General features: G+C 69.0%; 19 protein-coding genes, 1 tRNA gene and 2 pseudogenes. 11 read left to right on the top strand and 11 right to left on the bottom strand.

All coding sequences use genetic code 11. The annotated features are described in order from the left end of the window. Window positions 1-1,200 (bottom strand): annotated as a pseudogene (locus U9979_RS14265) (hypothetical protein); the annotation flags it as partial. Between U9979_RS14265 and U9979_RS14260 the strand changes: the two are divergent. Then, window positions 1,184-1,525, top strand: coding sequence for a hypothetical protein (locus tag U9979_RS14260; RefSeq protein ID WP_322779756.1), 342 nt, complete (start codon window positions 1,184-1,186; stop codon window positions 1,523-1,525). The pseudogene U9979_RS14265 and the gene U9979_RS14260 overlap by 17 nt on opposite strands. On the opposite strand, the gene U9979_RS14255 is transcribed toward U9979_RS14260, so the two are convergent. Both U9979_RS14255 and U9979_RS14250 read right to left on the bottom strand, forming a co-directional pair. After that, entirely contained in the window at window positions 1,522-1,944 is a 423-nt protein-coding gene (locus U9979_RS14255) for a pilin (protein ID WP_322779755.1), read from the bottom strand. The genes U9979_RS14260 and U9979_RS14255 overlap by 4 nt on opposite strands. Continuing rightward, on the bottom strand, window positions 1,935-2,864 hold the full coding sequence (locus U9979_RS14250; RefSeq protein WP_322779754.1) for a hypothetical protein: 930 nt from the start codon (window positions 2,862-2,864) through the stop codon (window positions 1,935-1,937). The genes U9979_RS14255 and U9979_RS14250 overlap by 10 nt, the downstream gene beginning before the upstream one ends. A 494-nt stretch (window positions 2,865-3,358) precedes the next feature. Here U9979_RS14250 and U9979_RS14245 point away from each other — a divergent pair, with 494 nt between their 5' ends. Then, the gene (locus tag U9979_RS14245; RefSeq protein WP_322779753.1) at window positions 3,359-4,171 is read left to right on the top strand and encodes a hypothetical protein; all 813 of its coding nucleotides are present in this window, start codon (window positions 3,359-3,361) and stop codon (window positions 4,169-4,171) included. Here U9979_RS14245 and U9979_RS14240 read toward each other — a convergent pair. Genes U9979_RS14240 through U9979_RS14230 form a run of 3 tightly spaced genes read right to left on the bottom strand, consistent with a single transcriptional unit; the run spans window position 4,087 to window position 7,154 of the window. Beyond that, window positions 4,087-5,709, bottom strand: a complete 1,623-nt coding sequence (locus U9979_RS14240; protein WP_322779752.1) for a tyrosine-type recombinase/integrase — start codon at window positions 5,707-5,709, stop codon at window positions 4,087-4,089. The two genes, U9979_RS14245 and U9979_RS14240, sit on opposite strands and share 85 nt — an antisense overlap. 48 nt (window positions 5,710-5,757) lie before the next feature. Further along, window positions 5,758-6,078: a helix-turn-helix transcriptional regulator gene (locus U9979_RS14235; protein ID WP_322779751.1), complete on the bottom strand. Its 321-nt coding sequence runs from the start codon at window positions 6,076-6,078 to the stop codon at window positions 5,758-5,760. After that, complete coding sequence (locus tag U9979_RS14230) at window positions 6,075-7,154, bottom strand: tyrosine-type recombinase/integrase (protein ID WP_416220194.1); 1,080 nt, start codon at window positions 7,152-7,154, stop codon at window positions 6,075-6,077. The genes U9979_RS14235 and U9979_RS14230 overlap by 4 nt, the downstream gene beginning before the upstream one ends. A 206-nt stretch (window positions 7,155-7,360) precedes the next feature. Between U9979_RS14230 and U9979_RS14225 the strand changes: the two genes are divergently transcribed. From U9979_RS14225 to U9979_RS14195, 7 genes are all read left to right on the top strand, one after another. Continuing rightward, complete coding sequence (locus tag U9979_RS14225; RefSeq protein WP_322779749.1) at window positions 7,361-8,185, top strand: SAM-dependent methyltransferase; 825 nt, start codon at window positions 7,361-7,363, stop codon at window positions 8,183-8,185. Window positions 8,186-8,275: 90 nt separating this feature from the next. Continuing rightward, window positions 8,276-8,983 carry a recombinase family protein gene (locus U9979_RS14220; protein WP_322779748.1) on the top strand — a complete coding sequence of 236 codons (708 nt, stop codon included), beginning with the start codon at window positions 8,276-8,278 and terminating at the stop codon, window positions 8,981-8,983. Between the two features lie 85 nt (window positions 8,984-9,068). After that, window positions 9,069-9,305 carry a hypothetical protein gene (locus U9979_RS14215; protein WP_322779747.1) on the top strand — a complete coding sequence of 79 codons (237 nt, stop codon included), beginning with the start codon at window positions 9,069-9,071 and terminating at the stop codon, window positions 9,303-9,305. A gap of 62 nt (window positions 9,306-9,367) precedes the next feature. Then, complete coding sequence (locus U9979_RS14210; protein WP_322779746.1) at window positions 9,368-9,637, top strand: hypothetical protein; 270 nt, start codon at window positions 9,368-9,370, stop codon at window positions 9,635-9,637. Window positions 9,638-9,678: 41 nt separating this feature from the next. Beyond that, window positions 9,679-11,124, top strand: a complete 1,446-nt coding sequence (locus tag U9979_RS14205) for a hypothetical protein (protein WP_322779745.1) — start codon at window positions 9,679-9,681, stop codon at window positions 11,122-11,124. Then, window positions 11,121-11,321 carry a hypothetical protein gene (locus U9979_RS14200; protein ID WP_322779744.1) on the top strand — a complete coding sequence of 67 codons (201 nt, stop codon included), beginning with the start codon at window positions 11,121-11,123 and terminating at the stop codon, window positions 11,319-11,321. Before U9979_RS14205 ends, U9979_RS14200 begins: the two co-directional genes overlap by 4 nt. 2 nt (window positions 11,322-11,323) lie before the next feature. After that, entirely contained in the window at window positions 11,324-13,015 is a 1,692-nt protein-coding gene (locus U9979_RS14195) for a recombinase family protein (RefSeq protein ID WP_322779757.1), read from the top strand. Here U9979_RS14195 and U9979_RS14190 read toward each other — a convergent pair. Then, a tRNA-Leu gene (locus U9979_RS14190) sits at window positions 12,971-13,054 on the bottom strand. The two genes, U9979_RS14195 and U9979_RS14190, sit on opposite strands and share 45 nt — an antisense overlap. Before the next feature lie 353 nt (window positions 13,055-13,407). On the opposite strand from U9979_RS14190, the gene U9979_RS14185 reads away from it, so the two are divergent. After that, window positions 13,408-13,755 carry a hypothetical protein gene (locus tag U9979_RS14185; protein WP_322779743.1) on the top strand — a complete coding sequence of 116 codons (348 nt, stop codon included), beginning with the start codon at window positions 13,408-13,410 and terminating at the stop codon, window positions 13,753-13,755. A gap of 264 nt (window positions 13,756-14,019) precedes the next feature. On the opposite strand, the gene U9979_RS14180 is transcribed toward U9979_RS14185, so the two are convergent. The 4 genes and pseudogenes from U9979_RS14180 to U9979_RS14165 all read right to left on the bottom strand — a co-directional run bounded on the left by U9979_RS14180 (window position 14,020) and on the right by U9979_RS14165 (window position 17,255). Then, on the bottom strand, window positions 14,020-15,015 hold the full coding sequence (locus tag U9979_RS14180; RefSeq protein ID WP_322779742.1) for a carbohydrate kinase family protein: 996 nt from the start codon (window positions 15,013-15,015) through the stop codon (window positions 14,020-14,022). 61 nt (window positions 15,016-15,076) lie between these two features. Next, a complete protein-coding gene (gene ahcY, locus U9979_RS14175; protein WP_322779741.1) occupies window positions 15,077-16,573 on the bottom strand; it encodes an adenosylhomocysteinase in 1,497 nt (498 codons plus the stop codon). 99 nt (window positions 16,574-16,672) lie between these two features. After that, window positions 16,673-16,991: pseudogene (locus U9979_RS14170) on the bottom strand (methionine adenosyltransferase domain-containing protein); the annotation flags it as partial. A gap of 72 nt (window positions 16,992-17,063) precedes the next feature. Then, a complete protein-coding gene (locus U9979_RS14165; RefSeq protein ID WP_322779740.1) occupies window positions 17,064-17,255 on the bottom strand; it encodes a hypothetical protein in 192 nt (63 codons plus the stop codon). A gap of 246 nt (window positions 17,256-17,501) precedes the next feature. Here U9979_RS14165 and U9979_RS14160 point away from each other — a divergent pair. After that, window positions 17,502-17,808: YceI family protein (locus tag U9979_RS14160; protein WP_322779739.1), on the top strand; the 307-nt coding region annotated here is incomplete at its 3' end.

Raw genomic sequence — 17,808 nt, 5'->3', positions numbered from 1 at the left:
GCCGCCGCCGGTGGCGCGACCGCCCCGCCCGCCGGCACGTCCGCCGGCGCGTCCGGCACCCCGGCCGAACCGACCGCCGCCGCCGCCGAGGACACCGAGCGCACGGCCCATGACATAGGCCCGCACGACCCGGCCGAGCATGCCGCGACCGTTACCGATCCGGGCAGACTGCAACAGCCAAAACGGAATCTTGAAGAGCAGGTAGATCAGCGTGATCGAGGCCAGCAGGTTGACCAATCCGTCGGGGGTCGGACCGAGCAGGGAGAAGCCGCCGGGGGTGAAGAACACCCGAAACGCCGCGATCAGCACGAACGACTGGGCGATCTGAATCGCGAGCAGCGCACCGAACGCCCGCCACCACCACCGCGCCACCCCGTCGGTCTGCGGCAGCGCATGCCCCGCCAACAACAGCGGGGCGGCACCCACCAACGCGACGAGGATCGTGACCCGGGCGATGTAGGTGCACAGCAGCGCGACCAGAGAACCGACGAGAAACAGCCCGAGGAAAACCAGATAAATGTTGCTGTCGTACCCACCCGGACTCGGTATGATCGCGCCGATAATGACGTCGCGAAGCTGGTGGGAGGCGGCGTCGGGGTCCACGCCCTGCCCGAGGATCGCGGCGGGCAGCGGATTGACCAGCTCGATCGCTTTGCCGGCCAGCAGCTGGGAGAGACCGGCGGCCAGGAAACCGAGGGGAATACGGGGCGCGATGTCCTTGAGCGACGTGCGGGTCTGCACCGACCCGAACGCCATGACCGTGACGCTACCGATCATGATGAGGAAGCTGTAGGCGGCGACGGTGATCTCCCACGAGGTCGACCACAACTGGCCGATAGCGGGGATATCGGAGGGTTTCGGGGTCGTGAGCAGGGTCCGGCCCAGCAGATCCAACAGCGGGTTGAGCGCGGCGGTCACCAGACCGCGGAAGAAACTGTTGATCGCGTCGGTGATGCCCCGGGTGATCCACCCGATCGGCCCGCCGCCGCCCCCGCCGCCGGTGCCCGGGATAGTTGGGGCGGCCGGGGTGGTCGGGGTGTTCGGTGGCGACGGGGTGGCCGGACGGGGAATGCAGTCCCGTGCACCGGTCGCACAGGGGTCGGCGGAGCCTCCGTCGCCGGTACCTGATCCACCGGTGCCCGATCCGCCGGTACCTGTCGGTGGGCCATCGGGAGGCGCGGACGTGCCTGATCCGTCCATACCGGGTGGTGCGCTGCCGGGAAACGTCGGCGTGGACGGTGTGGTGCCCCTTGCGGGGCGGACCGGGTTGCGGGTTCGGCGTGGGTCCGGTCGTACTCGCCGGCGCCGACGGGGCCGGGGCGGGTACAGGTGCAGCGGAGGCGAGCGCCGGGCACCCGAGGAGCAGCAGGACGACGAACGCCGCCGTCCCGACGAGCCGCCACAGCCGACCGCGACGGAGACGCTCCCGACGGCGGGTCTGTGTGGGCCCGCGGTGGAGCTGGGGGTTCCGGTTTGCGCAGCGGTGCCGGCGGCGTCGCGGGACGGCGACATTCATGATCTCTAATTCCCCACGATGGTCTTGAGGGCATCGACGGCGATGGGAGCGAGCGCGGCCAGCCCGTAGCCCCAGCCGGCATTCTTGAATGCGTCCTTGGCCTTGCCGACCTCGCCTGGATCACCCCCGGACATGAGGTAACGCAGGCCCCCGACGGTGAGGAAGACGGTGCCCAGACCGGCGAGGATCCCCATGATCCAGTTGCGGATGTTGGTGAGCACGGTGTCCACGTTCGGCGCGAGCGCGAGCACCTCGTGGGCGGGCGCGGCCAGGGCCGCCGAGCCGCCGGCGAGCAGGAAGACGCTCACGGCCACCGCGAGCAGGACGGCCCGGCACCGTAGGGACCAGCGAACCGTGGGCCGGACCGGCGTCGACCCTGCGACCGAATCGATGTCGCGGACGGTGCGTTGCCGTGGAGTCAGACGCATGCCGCCACCGCCACGAGCGCCGGGAACGAGCCGCGACGCGCCGGCCGCCCCGCGCCGACCGCGCCGACCGCGGTGACCGCGGTGACCGCGGTGACCGCGGTGACCGACCGTGAGGGACTCTCGGGAGGGGTGCCGGTTTCGGAGGGGGGTCGTGTTACGGGCGGGCGCCGCACGGAGCCGGTGAGGTAGTCGACCAGCCGTCGTTCGGCCCGGTCGCGCAGCCGGTAGGCGGTGCGCGCCGCGGTGGCGTGGCGGGCGGCCCACGCGCTGACCGGGACGTCGTCGAGGCGGGTCGCGGCGATCACGCCGGCCTCGGCCGCGGTCAGGACGCCGTCCGCGACCGCGCAGGCCAGGACGTCGTCCGGACCGCCGGCTTGTGGCTGGGCGACGGCGCGCGTGTGGAACAGGTCCGGGTCGGGGTGGGGGGTCTCCAGCGCCTGCGTCAGCAGCGCCAGTCCCGCCCGGTAGGCCGCCCAGCGCAGCCGCACCGCGATGCGCGGCAGGTCGAGGCCGGTGGTGGCGAGTGCGGTGAGGAACCCGGTCAGGACCTCTGCCTGCACGTCCGTCGGGTCGAGGTCGCCGTGGCCGCCGAGCCGGACCGAGACCGCCCGCAGCGCGGGGAGCGCCATCCCGGCGGCGCCCACCGTCCACGCGCCGCCGTGCCGGCGGGAACGACGGATAACCGCCGCCCACGCGGCGTCGCGGGTGGCCTGCGGGCAGGATCGGGCCAGCAGCCGGTCGCGCAGCTCGTCCAAAGCCACCAGCCGGTCGGGCAGGCCGGGCAGCGGCGTGCCGTCCAGGGCCAGCGGCGCGGGGCCTGCGACCAGCAGCGCGAAGCAGTCCCGGAGGGTCGTCAGGGGCCATGTTGCCGCATTCTTGCTGGCCGTGTGCGGAGGAAGGGAAGACGTTTCTTCGGGCATTGCCGCCGTCCTTCGGTGTCATGAGAATCGGACACCATGAAGGACGCCACACAGATGCCAGCGAAAAGCCAGAACGATCTCCCAGGAAATGCCCAACGGGGCTGCTGGCAGCCAGCACAAGCACAGCGATCCCGCGCCGGCATTCTCACCCGTCCGGTGTGCGGCCGGGATGCCAGCACGCCCCAGCGACCTGCCAGCGGCCCTGTGACCTGCGTCGCTGTGACGACGCTGGCAGTCTGCTGGCATCCACGGAGAAGCTGCCAGCACCGCCCGACCAGGCCACGCTTGCACCCACAAGAAAAATTTTGAAAAATTTTCCGGCCCGGCAGCCGAACCCCTGCCAGCGATCTGCCAGCGTCGAATAGTCCTCTCGGACTAGACCGATGCCAGCGGAAAAAATCTTGAAAAAGTCGTGGGCTCGGTGGCAAAAAACAGCCCAAAAGCCGGTCTCCTTTTACGACCGCGAATTCCTCGTCGTAAAAGGCAGGAGACCGATGCCGACGCCATCTGACTACGACTGGGACCCCCGCCCCATCGTCCCCCCGAGCCGCCCCGCGACCGTCTGGCCGTGCCCGCCGACCGACCCCGACCAGCGACCGGCCGGCTGGCTCCAGGCCGCCGTGGAGCGGATCGTCGCCACCGCGACGCGTCCCGGTGACCGGGTCCTGCTGCTGACCGAGCCTCCGCCGGCGGACGCGGGGCCGCTCGACGACACCGACGATGATGACACGAGCGAGGAGCTGACCGAGACTGCTTGGACCGTCGCTCGACTCGGCCGGGCCGTCCGTGTCCGGACCGCGCCCGCCGACCCGACCGCACAGCGGTCGGGGTCCGGACCCGGCCCCGGGCTGGCGTCCGGTCCCGGACCGGACGCCGACCGCCACGCGGTCGTCGTCACGGTCGTCGCCCCGACCCGGCTCGGCTGGTTCACCCGCATCGCCTGGGGCGGGCTCCTGACCCCGGACGGCACCCTGGCGGTCGTCACCCGCAGCGACAGCCGCGGCGGCTGGCTGATCGACTCGACCATCGAGCTGACCGCCGCCGCCGGGCGCAGCGGGCTCGCGCTGCTCGACCGCATCGTGCTGCTGGAGGTCCCCCTCGGCCAGCTCGACCGGCCCGCCACGCCCGTCTCAAGGGGGGTGGTGGCCCAGAGGGTGCACTCCGACTTGCTGCTGCTCGGCGCTGTCGGAACCTCCGCGAGTTCAGAGAAACTGAAGGGTTTTCAGCCGGAACCCAAGTGTCCGTTGGGCTCGTCACCGGGTCTGGGCGCTTGGGTTCGCGGTGACTCCAGCGGGTCGGTCTCGTGAGGGCGCGCCAGGAGGTGGCGTGCGTTGTCCGCGTAGCGGATCGCGGCGGCGTCGCTGACGCCGAAGACCGCGGCGACGTGCAGCGGGTCGGCGCCGGAGGTGAGTGCTTCCTCGAGTTGGCGATCGACCCGCAGCCGGTCGAGGGTGGCGGGCAGGCCGCGCAGGGGGCGGGCGAGAAAGGGGTAGCTGACGGGTCCGAGTCCTCCGGCGGTGCACGGGCTGATGACCAGATGGTGGTTGGCGGTGTTCGGCCAGCGGGTGCGGCGGTGCTCCAGCCAGGCCAGGAGGGTCCGGTGAGTGAGGTCGTCCAGTGGCCGGTCGCGGCCGGCGATGGTGAGGCGGCGGTTACCGAGATCGACGTCGTCGAGTTGCAGGGCGCGGATCTGTCCGACCCGTGCGGCGTGGACGGCGGCGAGCGCGACGAACAGGCGGGCGTGCACGGTCGTGGCCGCCGTGACCGTGCGGGCGAGTTCGTCCGGGCGCAGGGGCTGCCAGACCGGGTCTTCCCGCTGTGGGACGCGCAGGCGGACAGCGGGGTTACGGAAGATGATGTTCGCGCGTTTCGCCCACGCGAACAGAGAGCGCAGGGCTGTGGTGGTCCTCGCTCGTGGGGAGCCGGTCAGCGTGTCGAGGTAGGCGACGACGTCGTCACGGGTGACTTCACGCAGGTGGTCGTAGCGGGTCGACCAGACCGTCAGGGCGGGTCGGATGGTGTGCAGGTAGCTGGCGGCGGTGCCCGGCGCGCGGGCCCGGTTCCGCGGGCCGCCGTAACGCAACATCGTGGCCCAGGTATGGGTGTCCCTGCGGATCGCTGGGGGGAGCCCGGCGAGTTCGGCGTGCAGCCATCGGTCGAACGCCGGTTGCCGGTCATCGAGGACGACGCCCATGGCCGTGAGGATCTCGACGGTGTCGTCGATGTTCGTGGTGTGTTCGGCGACGACCTCGTAGAAGTCGCTGACCCGGATCAGATCTCCGTTGGTATGGCCGGCCAGCAGCATGACCAGGGTCCGTTGCATGCCACCTCGGACGAACGATCCCCAGCCTCTTTGCTCGGCGAGGTTATGGGCGAGATACAGGCCCCAGGCCAGCCACGGGTTGTCCGGTGCCGGTTCCCGGCGCAGGTCGACACGCCCGTACCGGTAGTGCCGGCGAACCACCTCGTCGGACAGCGCCGGCTGGAGGTGGCCGGTGTCCGGCCGGGCCGCCGGTCGGGGCGGGGGTTTACGGCCGGTCGCGTCGAAACGCGGCGGGCGGGTATGGGTGTCCCGGTAGCCCGCCATGTCCGCGAAGAACAGCTGGTGATGACGGACCAGGCGGACGTGGGGCAACAGCACGGTGTAGGTGCCCGTGGTGCGTTCCAGCCGGGCCTGACACCAGCACAACCGGCAGAAGCCCTTCTTCAGCGGCTCCCGTCGCCGGCAGGCTCCGCACTGGGCGACACCGTGGTCGTAGCGGGGCAAGACGAAGTCGTAGCAGGCCCGGCACATCCCGTCCCAGTATGTCTGTCCCCAGGCCAGGCACGAGACACAGCTGGTCACCGTCCTGGGGACGCTGTTGAACCTCCGGGGGTGGGGCGCCATATTCGATCAGGCCGGCGGCATCGAGCGGCCGTCACGGCGGCGTGGCACCACCGTGGCAGCCGAACTGGCGGCGGCCTGTGGTGTGTCGACCTGGCCCGGTCGCGTCACCTTCACCGGCTCGGGGATCAGCAGTTCCCCGATCGCGCAGTTCAACACGACGCAAATCACATCAAGATCGTCGAGTTTGAGGGACACGGGTTGCCCCGACCACAGGCCCGACATTTTCCCGGCGGAGATGACCAGGCCGTGTTCGGCCAACGCCCGCTGAAGTTCGGACGCCTTCCAGATGTCGCGTTTCGCGGCGGCGAGCCGCAGGTTCCATTTCATCGGATCAGCCCTTCCAGTCGTCCGGCGGCCCGTTCCTGCCCGGCAGACCAGGCATCCTCGATGCGGGTGCGGTGCACATGAACATAACGCATCGTGGTCGCTACCCAGGAATGCCCGAGCATTTCTTGGATCGAGATGAGATCGACCCCGCTCAAATACATCTGGGAGGCACAGTAGTGACGCAGAACGTGCGGCGTCAGCCTACCCGCCCAGGTCGGCAAATACCCGACGGTGGCGGCAGCCAGCCCCGAACGCAGCGCGTCATAGCCGACGCGCGCGGGTGTTCCGTCGGCGTTATGGCGCTCGGAGGGGAACAGCGGGGCGCCATGGCGGGTGTGGTCCTCGTCGAAGTGGCCCCACACGTCCTCGATATACCAGCGCAGCGTCCGCCCCGCATGGTTAATCAGTGGCACCATTCGTTCCCGCGGACCAGAACCGTGCGCGCCCTTGCCGTGGCGGACATGGAGCTTACCGAAACGGCCCAGTTCCCATCGGACGTCCGCCAAATCCAGGGAGCGGGCCTCGTTCACCCGCAGCCCCACCTCAGCCATCAACCGCGACGCGGCGTAGTTACGGGCGCTGGGAGCGAACTTCCGGCACGTCGCCAGCTCCTGGGACCAGCCGGAGAACAACTCGGCTATCTCACGGTCCACCGGCGGAATCCGCAGCCGTGCGTCTTTACTCCCACGCGGCCGGTTCATCTCGTCGAGCGGACATTGAACAATCCGTCCGGTCATCGTGTGGAGCTCGACCTTGTGGCGCAACTCCACAAACTCGAAGTACGTGCTCAGCGCCGCCGCTCTGGCCAGCCGTGTCCCGCTCGGCGAACCCCGCAGCTCTCGGCCGAAATAGACGTCGGCATCGGCCGGCTCCATCTCCCACAGCGCCCGGCCGAACCACGACCGCATCTGCTCGAGATTCCCCACGTCGCCGCGGATCGTCCCGTCCGTCAGCCCGGCCGACGACCGGGCGAGCACGAACCCCGCCAGCACGTCTGTCTCGAACATCGCCAACTCATCGGCAGACGCCGCCGATGGCCGCTGGTCCCGCAGGTCGCGGACCGCAGCGAGCGCCAACCCAGCCCCCTCACCTTCACCCAGACCGCCGAGAGAGCACCTGACATGAGAAACCTTCAGGAAAACCGAGGCCATGTCAACAAGGCGCGCGCGGCGCAGGCAGGTCGGAACCCCCTGGTCAGCGCCAGCACCGACCACAGAGCACTAACGAACCCCGGTGATGTCGTACTACGCGGCGCCCCGGGTCCGCTCTGGAGTGAGGCCCGGTGACTGCCGAGCCCGAGACGTGGCGCCGCGACGGCCGGTGGGCGACGGTCTGGCCCACCGGCCGGCGCAGCGTCGCCGCCCAGCACACAGCCGGCGGCTACCCACCCGTCCCACCCCACGCAGGCGGAGCGGTCTCGCCGGAGGTCGCCGCCTACGCCGTCGCCATCTACAGCCAGGCCGGGGACACGGTCTGCGACCCCGACTGCGGGCCCGGGACCGTCGTCGCCGAAGCGGTCCGCGCCCGCCGCCACGCCGTCGGCATCAGCCGCGATCCCGATGGATGGGAGGCGGCCCGCGCCGCCCTGACGGCAGTGAAGGCCCAGGGCGCACCGGGTGACGGGATGATTCTCGACGAGCTGCCCGATAGGCGGTCCTGGACCGGACTCGGACCGATCGACCTGGTCCTGACCGCGATCGGACCGCCGGACGACCCCGCCGACCCCGGCGGTCCGGCCGGCGCCCGGCTGCGTGCCCGCCTCGCCAGCTACCGGGATCTGCCCCGGCCCGGCGGCCACCTCGTCGTCGTCGCCGCGTACCACGTCGCCGGGGTGGACCTGGCCAGCGAGGTCGCCGCCGCTGGCCGGGACGTGGGATGGCGCCCGGTGCAACGCTGCGTCGCGCTCACCGCCGTCCCCTACACCCGGGTGCTCGGCACGGCCCGCCCGCCCGCGCGGGCCCGCGCCTACCCGGTCCACCAGGACGTGATCATCTTCCGCCGCGACGGCGGGCGAGCACGAGAACCAAGAACACCGGACCCGCCGCCCCTCGCACCGGCGCCGCACGCCGCCCTCGACAGCGTCACATCGGACCGCTCGGCCGCCTAGATCACCATTCGCAGACCGTGCCCTTGCCTGTACGCGCCGCGACCGGTCCTCCCCGCTTCCTCCCGCTCGCCTTCTTTGGCTGGAGCCCCCATGTCTGACCTGCTGCCCATCCCCGCCCTGCCACCTGCCCCGACGGAGCCGGCGAGCCGGCCCGGCTGGTGGTGGCGCCTCACCCACCCCCGCGCCGCCCGCCAAGCCCGTCTGCTCGCCGCCCACCACGCCTGGACCACCGAACGCGCCCGCGTCGCCCAGATCGACCTCGTTCGAGCCGGCTTCCACCTCGGCCCGGTGCCCTTCGGCTACCTGCCTCACCGGGTCACCGTGCTCGACCCGGACGGCCAGCCCCGCCGCCGCGTCCGCCTCGTGCTCGACCCGGCACCTGCGGCCGTCGTCGCGACGATCTTTCGGTGGCGGGTCGACGACCGGCTCACCCCCAGCTCCATCGCCACCCGCCTGCGCAGCGTCCAGGACCTGTACTTCGACGTCGCCGACCCCGCCACGGGCGTGCCGCGGCCGTGGACCTCGACCGCGATCGGCCGTGTCCTGGACAATCCCGTCTACACCGGCGCCACCGTCTGGGGCCGCACCAGCGCCGGCCAGCCCGTCCCACCCGAGCGGTGGGTCGTCTGCCCCTACGCCCACCAGCCGATCATCGACGGGCAGACGTTCTTCCGCGCCCAGCTCCTCGCCACCCCCGGGACCGCGATCCTCAGCCCGCACCTGCCGCCCTGGGAGTTCCCCGCCGACCCCCCGACCGACCCGGGAACCGACAACGGACACCACGGGGCGATCGCGTGACCACACTCCTGCGACACCCTTATCGATCCCCCCGGCGGAGCGCGCCGGCCGGCGGATCGCGGCACGGCGGTCAGGAGTTCTCGTCGTGACGGCACCCTCGCCCCGAAACGGGGACGGCGTGAGCCGCACGCCCGCCACGGACGATTCCGGACCGCGCTCCACCGGACGGCGGGACGTGTCCCGTCAGGTGGAAATCGAGCGGGTCGAGACCGTCGAAATGACCGCCGAGGAATACGACGCCGCCGTGTCCGCTTTAGCCGAACTCGTCCTACAGTGGGAAAGGAAAGGGGCACCGAACACGGTGCCGAAAAAGGCGGCCTGACACCCGTACCGACCCTCCCTTCGTGCGGGCCGCCGTCAACCACCGGAGAAAGGAGCGTCGGTATGCCGCGCCCATTTTCAGTCCGACGGGCCGCCGAGAAGGCGGCGGCGAACACCGTTTCCGGTGCCGTGCCGGTCGTTATCTACGTCAGGCACGGAACCGGCGACGGGCTCCAGTCCATAGCGGCACAGCAGGAGAAGGTCCTGGCCTTCCTCGCGACCCACCCCACCTATTCTCAGCTCCGTCCCGGAACCGGCGGCGCCACCAGACCCCGGTTTCTCGCCCGGCTGACCACCCGCCGGGGAACCCGGCGGCGCTTTCGCCAGGAATAGAAACCGCGCCGCACACCGGCACCCGAGGAAGGAAGGGCACAATGCCGCGCTCGACCGCGCGCCGTACCACCACGAAACGAACCCAGCAGGCCGTCGCCGCCCAGCGCCGCCACCGCGACGCCCGCTCCGACCGCACCGACGAACTCACCGCCATCGAGACCGAACTCGCCCAGACCGACCAGGCCATCGACCGCTACCTGGGCGCCTTCGAGCGCGGTACCCTCGACGAAGAGATCCTCGCCGACCGGCTCGGCATGCTGCGGACCAAGCAGAAGCAGCTGCGGCACCGGCAAGCCGAACTCACCGAAGAGATCGACGACGAACCGGTCATGCCGGCCCGCTCCACCCTCCGTACGGTCGTCCAGCACATCGAGACGATCATCGAGACGGGCGACGACCTCCAACGCAAGGCCCTCGTCGAAGCCCTCGTCGCCGAAGTGAAGATCCTCGGACCCGACCGGCTCGTACCGATCTTCAAAGTCCCCAGACCCGACACTTCCGGGGGCACCGCCAACGTAGGGACTGGAGACACAGACCGACCCAAGCCAACCCGACCAGCCACGAAAAACGCCCCCCACAGGGCCGCCGCAGCCGTCCTACCAGCCACAACGCCCCCGAAGGGAGCGGTTCGCGCAATGCCTACATTGGTGGGCCTGCGGGGGCTCGAACCGCAGACTTCGGGGCGCGGGCGACACGGGGGACGAGGGAAGGCGGCGGGGCCTGGAGCGTCCCTCCCGCCTGGCGCGGACGGCCCGTTTGATCCGAGAATGCTCCGGCAGATAGTGCATCACGTCGGTGTTGATCCCGACGACTCCGGGGCTTTGATCGATCTCGCGGCGGTCGCAGTGGCGCGACTGGCGTGGCGTGATGGTCCGGTCGAGGACTGGCACGCGGGCCGCGACAGCCGGCCTGATGACGCGGAGATGATGCGAGCGAATGCGGCCATCACCCGGCTCGCACGCGACCTTATGACCACGCATCTGCCTGGCCTGTCGGCGGGCGGGCAGGAGACCGTGCGTGGCGGAAACCCAGGGGAGGTGTTCGCGGCCATCGCGGGCGCCCTCACCGCTCCGGATCTTCGGCTGCCCGACGGGCGGAGTCTTTCTGACGTTGCTCCGGACCGTGCCAGTCTCAAGCGGTACCGCCGCACGGTCCGGACGTGGTGCGCCCGGTGGGCCACCATCACAAACAAGATCGGGCCACAGGCCGTGCTGCTGTTCCTGGCGTCGTGGACGCTCACGACGTGCCGGCACTGGTGGCTCGGCCCTGACTGGCCCGCGATCGTGGAACGCTTCCTGCAGCACCTCGACGACACCGAACCCGGCGACGATCTCCCGTCATCCAAGGACGGAGACGCGCTGGCGGACCGCGCGGTGCTGCGCAGCCAGTTGCTCGCGGGGCCAGATCAGCTCAGCGCCAATGCTGCCGCGTTCTGCCTCCGCCATGGCCTCGGCCGCCACGTCCTGCCCGGGTCGGAGACCCGGTGAAGGACGACGAAGCCGACGAGACACCCCGTCCCTTCGAGGTCGTCGTCCCTGACCAGCCGCCGGTGGTGACTCCGGGTCTGGCCGCAGCACTGTTACGGCTGATCCGCCGCCGGCTCGCCAGCCAGACCCTCGCCAAGCACTCCCCCGCCCCTCCCCCGCCACCGACTGACGACGGGGTGGAACGAAAGGCTTCCTGACCTTGACCAGCTTCGCTTTCTACGGACGCGTCTCCACCGAAGACCAGCAGGACCCCGCGTCCTCGCTCGCATGGCAGCTCACCCGCGCCCGCGCCCTCACCGACACCCACGGCGAGATCGTCACCGAGTACTTCGACATCGGCCAGTCTCGATCGATCCCGTGGAAACGCCGCCCCCAGGCCGCTCTCCTCCTCGCCGCGCTGCGCGACCCCGGTCGCGGCTTCGACGCGGTCGTGATCGGCGAACCGCACCGAGCGTTCTACGGCAACCAGTACAGCCTCGTGCACCCCGTCTTCGAACACTACGGCGTCGCCTTCTGGGTGCCCGAGGTCGGCGGACCGATCGACCCCACCTCCGAAGCCCACGACCTGATCATGTCCGTGTTCGGCGGCATGTCCAAAGGAGAACGCAACCGCATCAAGATTCGGGTCCGGACCGCGATGGCCGCCCAGGCCAAAACCGAAGGCCGCTACCTCGGCGGCAGGCCACCCTACGGCTACCGCATCGCCGACGCCGGACCACACCCCAACCCAGCCAAAGCCGCCGACGGCAAACGCCTCCACGTTCTGGAACCGGACCCCGTCACCAGCCCCATCACCGCCAGGATCTTCCGTGAATACGCCGCGGGCCGCGGGCTGTACGCGATCGCCGAAGGACTTACCGCCGACGGCATTTCCAGCCCGTCCGCCTATGACCCGGTGCGTAACCCCCACCGCTCCGGCATCGCCTGGTCCAAAGCTGCGCTACGCGCGATCCTGACCAACCCCCGCTACACCGGCCGCCAAGTCTGGAACCGCCAACGCAAAGACGAGATCCTCCTCGACGTCGACGACGTCGCCCTCGGCTACGAAACCCGGATGCGCTGGAACGACCCGAACGTCTGGATCTACTCGGCCGCCGTCGTCCACCCGCCACTCGTCGACGACGAGACCTTCACTCAGGTCCAGGCCCGCTACAACGTTCGCAGAGTCGATCCGAGCGGACCGCGCGAACCCAAACGCACCCGGCACCCCTACCAACTGCGCGGCCTCATGCACTGCGGGATCTGCCGGCGGCGGATGCAGGGCAGCTGGAACAACGGCAAACCCCACTACCGATGCGTCTACCCCGACCAGTACGCCCTGGCCAACCACATCCACCACCCCCGCAGCGTCTACGTCCGCGAGGAACTCATAGTCCCCCACCTCGACCGCTGGCTCGCCCGAGTCTTCACCCCACCCCGACTCACCGCCACCATCGATGCACTCACCGCAGCCCAAGACGACGACACCGATCTCCGTCATGACGCCCCCCTCGCGCAGGCCCGGCGCACCATCGCTGACTGCGACGCCAAGCTCGAGCGTTACCGGCTTGCCCTCGAAGCCGGCACCGACCCCACCCTCGTCGCCCGCTGGACCGCCAAGGTCAACACCGAACGCGCCGCCGCCCAAGCCCGCCTCCGCGCCAGCACCCGCCGCCAACGCATGACCAAACAGGAAATCAGCGACATGGTCACCACCATGGGCGACATCGTCGCCGTCCTCGCAGAAGCCGATCCGGCAGACAAGGCGGAGACCTACACCCAGCTCGGCCTTCAACTGATCTACGAACCGGGAGCCCATCGAGTGATCGCCGAGGCCAAGCCTCAGCCGATCATGTACGAACGAGAGTGTCCGAGGGGGGACTTGAACCCCCACGCCCTTAGAGGGCACTAGCACCTCAAGCTAGCGCGTCTGCCATTCCGCCACCCGGACATGCATGCCCTGCCGGACCTGCAACGGAACAGACTCTACACGGCTGGCGCCCCTGTTGGCGCAGGGATCTCACCTCATCGACAGGCGATACATGATCTTGAAGATCGCCGGAGTCGTTCCAATCGGCGGGCAACTTCGATCATCTTCCAACGGACGGAGACAGGCCGGCTGTGCCGGCGCCAAGCGGCGCCAGGCGGCACCAGGCGTCATCGCTGCCCGCACGCGACTGCCCGCCGCACGGGTATTTTGGCTCCGTCGGCCCAAGGAGAACACCACTACCTGGACCTCCTCGCACCTCGCGACGCACCCACCCCAACCCCACTCCTTGATCCGCATTCCCTTCGGTGCGACGAGTGGAGGGAAGACGTCAGGAGACGCCGGTTTTCGGGCGGAAAATGTACGTCAACCATCCACTCGTGCTGGACCGGCCACCCACCAAGGCGTCGCTGCCACAGCGACTACCCATCCCCGCGGCCACCCGCCGGCCCCCACCCGCCAACCTCCACATCCGCCACCGCGACGCGTTCGCCTCCACCGCCGGCCAGACCACCGACAGCGAGAGCATCCCGCCGATACGGCTGCGCCAGGGGCGGCCCAAGGGCTCGAAGAACCGACCGAAGGCCTCCAAGCCACCGCACCACACCATAAAACCACTAAAACGGACAGCAGTCACCGAAAGTAACCTTAAATTGCAAGCTTAACCCGACGTTCCAGGATGGCGTCCGTCTCCACGATCTGGTCGACCGCATCCGCGACCAGGCCGCGCGCTGACCGATCAAGGGTCGGGCTGGGCGATACGGTCGACGATCCAGGCGGTGAGCCGGCAAGGCGGAGAAGGCGGAGAAGGCCCGGATAGCCGAAGGCCCGGATAGTCGTGTTCTATCCGGGCCTTCGCGCGGGCGACAGCTCTCACATGTCTGCTTCGCCACGCTGTTCTCGCTGGTTCACCAGGCCCGCACCAGCCGCTATGACAGATCGAGAGCGTGCGACAGAACTGCTTCGATCTCGGCCGCGGCGGCGCCTCCATAGGCGCTGCTCAGCCGCGCCGAGGCGGTACCGGGGTCGAGCCGCCACTCCTGTGGACCCGAGGTCTCCAAGACCAGGGTCGCGATGAGAGAGCCCAGCTGGGCGGCCCGCTCCCAGGCCAGTCCACCCTCGACCCCGGCCAGGAAGCCGGCCCGGAACGCATCGCCGACACCGGTGGGGTCGACAATCTCCGTGGCGGGCACGACGTCGACGTGAATGCTCTTTCCATTGCCGACGAGCAACGCGCCCTTGGCGGACAAAGTAGTGACCCGCAGTTCCACCCGCTCGGCGATCTCCGCCTCGCTCCACCCGGTCCTGCGGATGAGCAGCTCCCATTCGTACTCGTTGGTGAACAGATATTTCGCACCGTCGACGAGGGACCGACACTGGTCGCGGTCGAGCCGAGGAAGCTGCTGAGACGGATCAGCGACAAACGCGATACCCAGCTGTCTGGCCTCGGCGGTGTGGTTGAGCATGGCCTGCGGATCATTGGCGCCCACCAGGACGAGACCGATCCCGCGGTCGGCGGCAATCGGTGCGAGCGAGATGTTCCGTGCCTCGCTCATCGCTCCTGGGTAAAACGACGCGAGCTGGCACTGGTCGTCGTCGGTGGTGCAGGTGAAACGCGCGGTGTATGCGGTGGTGCAGACAAGCAGTCCTGCGCAGTCGACCCGGTGGCGTTCCAGCCAGGCACGATAATCATCGAAATCCTTGCCGACCGCGCCCACCAGTACCGGGTTTTGGCCTAGGACGCCCATGCCGAACGCGATGTTGGCGGCTACACCGCCGCGACGGATAACGAGGTCGTCGACGAGGAAGCTCAGCGACAACCGGTCGAGGTGAGTGTCGAGAAACTGGTCGGCGAACCTCCCGGGAAAGCGCATCAGATGGTCGGTGGCGATCGAGCCGGTGACAGCGATGGTTCCTGCGGACATGCACTCCCCTTGTACTTCTCAGCAGACGAAGGTGGTCTGGCCGCGGAGCATCAGACACGCCCTAGTAGCGGTAGTGCTCCGGCTTGAACGGCCCCTCGATGTCGACACCGATATAGTCCGCTTGGTCCTTGGTGAGCTTCGTGAGGTCTCCGTTGAGCGCCTGCACGTGGATCATCGCGACCTTCTCGTCGAGAAGCTTCGCCAGCCGGTAGACCTCGCCTGCGTACTCGGTGTGCTTGGTGAACAGCTCGATCTGCGCGATCACCTGGTTGGAGAAGCTGTTACTCATCACGAACGAAGGGTGACCGGTGGCGTTGCCAAGGTTCATGAGCCTGCCCTCGGAGAGCACGATGATCGTGTGCCCATCCGGGAAGACCCACTCGTCGACCTGGGGCTTGATGGTGACCTTGCGAATGCCGACGATGCGGGCGAGGCCGTCCATGTCGATCTCGTTGTCGAAGTGACCGACGTTGCCCAGGATCGCCTGGTGCTTCATCCGCGCCATGTGTTCGGCGGTGACGATGCTCTTGTTGCCCGTGGTGGTGATGACGATATCCGCCTTGTCGACGACGTCGTCGAGCCGGGCGACCTGATAGCCCTCCAGCAGTGCCTGCAGTGCGCAGATCGGGTCGATCTCCGTGATGATGACGCGCGCACCCTGGCCGGCGAGCGCCTCGGCCGAGCCCTTACCGACGTCGCCGTAGCCGCAGACGACCGCGACCTTGCCGCCGATCAGTACGTCGGTAGCCCGGTTGAGGCCGTCGATCAGCGAGTGCCTGATGCCGTACTTGTTGTCGAACTTGCTCTTCGTCACCGAGTCGTTGACATTGATTGCCGGGAACAGCAACTCCCCCCGCGCGGCGAGCTGGTAGAGCCGGTGGACCCCGGTCGTGGTCTCCTCGGTGACGCCACGGATGCCGGCTGCGATGTCTGTCCACATCCCAGGCGCGGTGGCCAGCGAGCGGCGCAGTGTCTCGAGGATTATGCGGTACTCGTCGGACACTGTCAGATCATCGTCGCCGACCGTGGGGACCGCACCCGCCTTCTCGAACTCGACTCCCTTGTGGACCAGCAGGGTCGCGTCCCCGCCGTCGTCGAGAATCATGTTGGGGCCGACCGGTTCGCCGTCGTCGGCGGTGAAGGTGAACAGTTGCTCGGTGCACCACCAGTACTCTTCGAGGGTTTCGCCCTTCCATGCGAAGACCGGCACACCCGTCGGCTCCTGGGGCGTCCCGTCCGGTCCGACGACGGCCGCGGCGGCGGCATGGTCCTGGGTGGAGAAGATGTTGCAGGAGACCCAGCGTACCTGCGCGCCGAGGGCGACCAGGGTCTCGATCAGCACGGCGGTCTGCACGGTCATGTGCAGCGAACCGGCGATGCGGGCGCCGTGCAGTGGGCGAGCCTCGGCATATTCACGGCGCAGCGCCATCAGGCCGGGCATCTCGTGCTCGGCGAGCCGGATCTCCTTGCGCCCGAACTCGGCGAGTCCGAGGTCGGCGACGGCAAAGGAAATGCCGTTGCGGCTGCGATAGATTTCCGGTGTCGTCATGGTGGTCATGCAGGTTCCCTCTCAGGCCATGGTGGACGTGCTGTCGGTGGTGGACGTGCTGTCGGTGGTGGACGTGCTGTCGGTGGTGCTCTTGCTGTCGGTGGTGGTCAGGCCGGCGGCGTCGCGCAGCGCGGCCGCCCGGTCGGTGCGCTCCCACGGTAGGTCGACGTCGGTGCGGCCGAAGTGCTCGGCCACCAGCTTTTCGATGAGCCTGCGGGCCACCCGCTCGGTACCGAAGGTCTCGACGAGCACGGGAACCGGGCGCACCACCCCGATCGCGTCCGCAACCTGTACCTCCGCACGTGCCGCGAGCCCGGCGGCCACGACGTTCTTCGCCACGTAGCGTGCCGCATACGCCGCGGGACCGGTCCACCTTAGACGGATCCTTACCCGAGAATGCACGACCGCCGTGCCGGGCGAACCCGCCGAGGGAAGCCGAAACTCGACCGCCACCGGGTGCGCGGCCAGCCAGGGTACACCGCGCACTGGCCGGGCGCTCTCACTCCTTCGAGGTAGTCGCCAGCTCTGCCTCGAGCAGGTCCATCGCCTTGACGAAGCTGGCCCGCTCCAGTTCGGCGGCGATCCCGCTCGCGGTGGCCAGCGTGAGACCGAGCCGCCCGGCGAGGCACCCGACGGTCAGCGGATCCTCCTGCAGGAGCGAGAGCGTCGAGGCGTGCCGGGGACCGGGCATGCACTCGGCGCTCGTCGACGTGCTATCAGAACGCCGACGCAGGCCATGCATGACCCTCGGGAGCGGGAGCATCCCCTCCGGCACCGTGCACTCGTGCTGTCACCGCGACCGTGCTTGACGCTTCATGTATCCCGCCGTAATCTCTTCGTACATACGAAGTGTTCGGGTTTCCAAAGTAAACAGAGCCAACCCTGTGCGGTTGCGGTACCTGCCCGCATGAAGATCACAATTTCAGGAGGACGAACAGTGGCTACAGCAAAACTACCCACCCCCGCACCGGCCGGCGGCCAGCCGGTCGCCGCCTTCGTGGCCGGCGGTTCGGCAGCCGGCACCTGGACGCTGGACCCGGCCGTAAGCCGGGTGGAGTTCCACTCCGCCAGCATGTGGGGGATGGCGAAGATACACGGTCAGTTCACCGCCGTGAGCGCCACGGGCTCGGTCAGCCCCAGCGGCGCAGTCACCGGAGAGATCACCATCCAAGCGACATCCCTCGACACAAAAAACAAAAAACGTGACATCCATCTCCGCTCGAAGGACTTCTTCGACGTCGCGC

It is taken from the genome of Protofrankia sp. Cas4, assembly GCF_963555915.1.
In the GTDB taxonomy this organism is placed as follows: Bacteria; Actinomycetota; Actinomycetes; order Frankiales; family Frankiaceae; genus Protofrankia.
The sequence above is the reverse complement of the archived record's forward strand: the minus strand, read 5'-3'. Positions and strand labels throughout refer to the sequence as shown.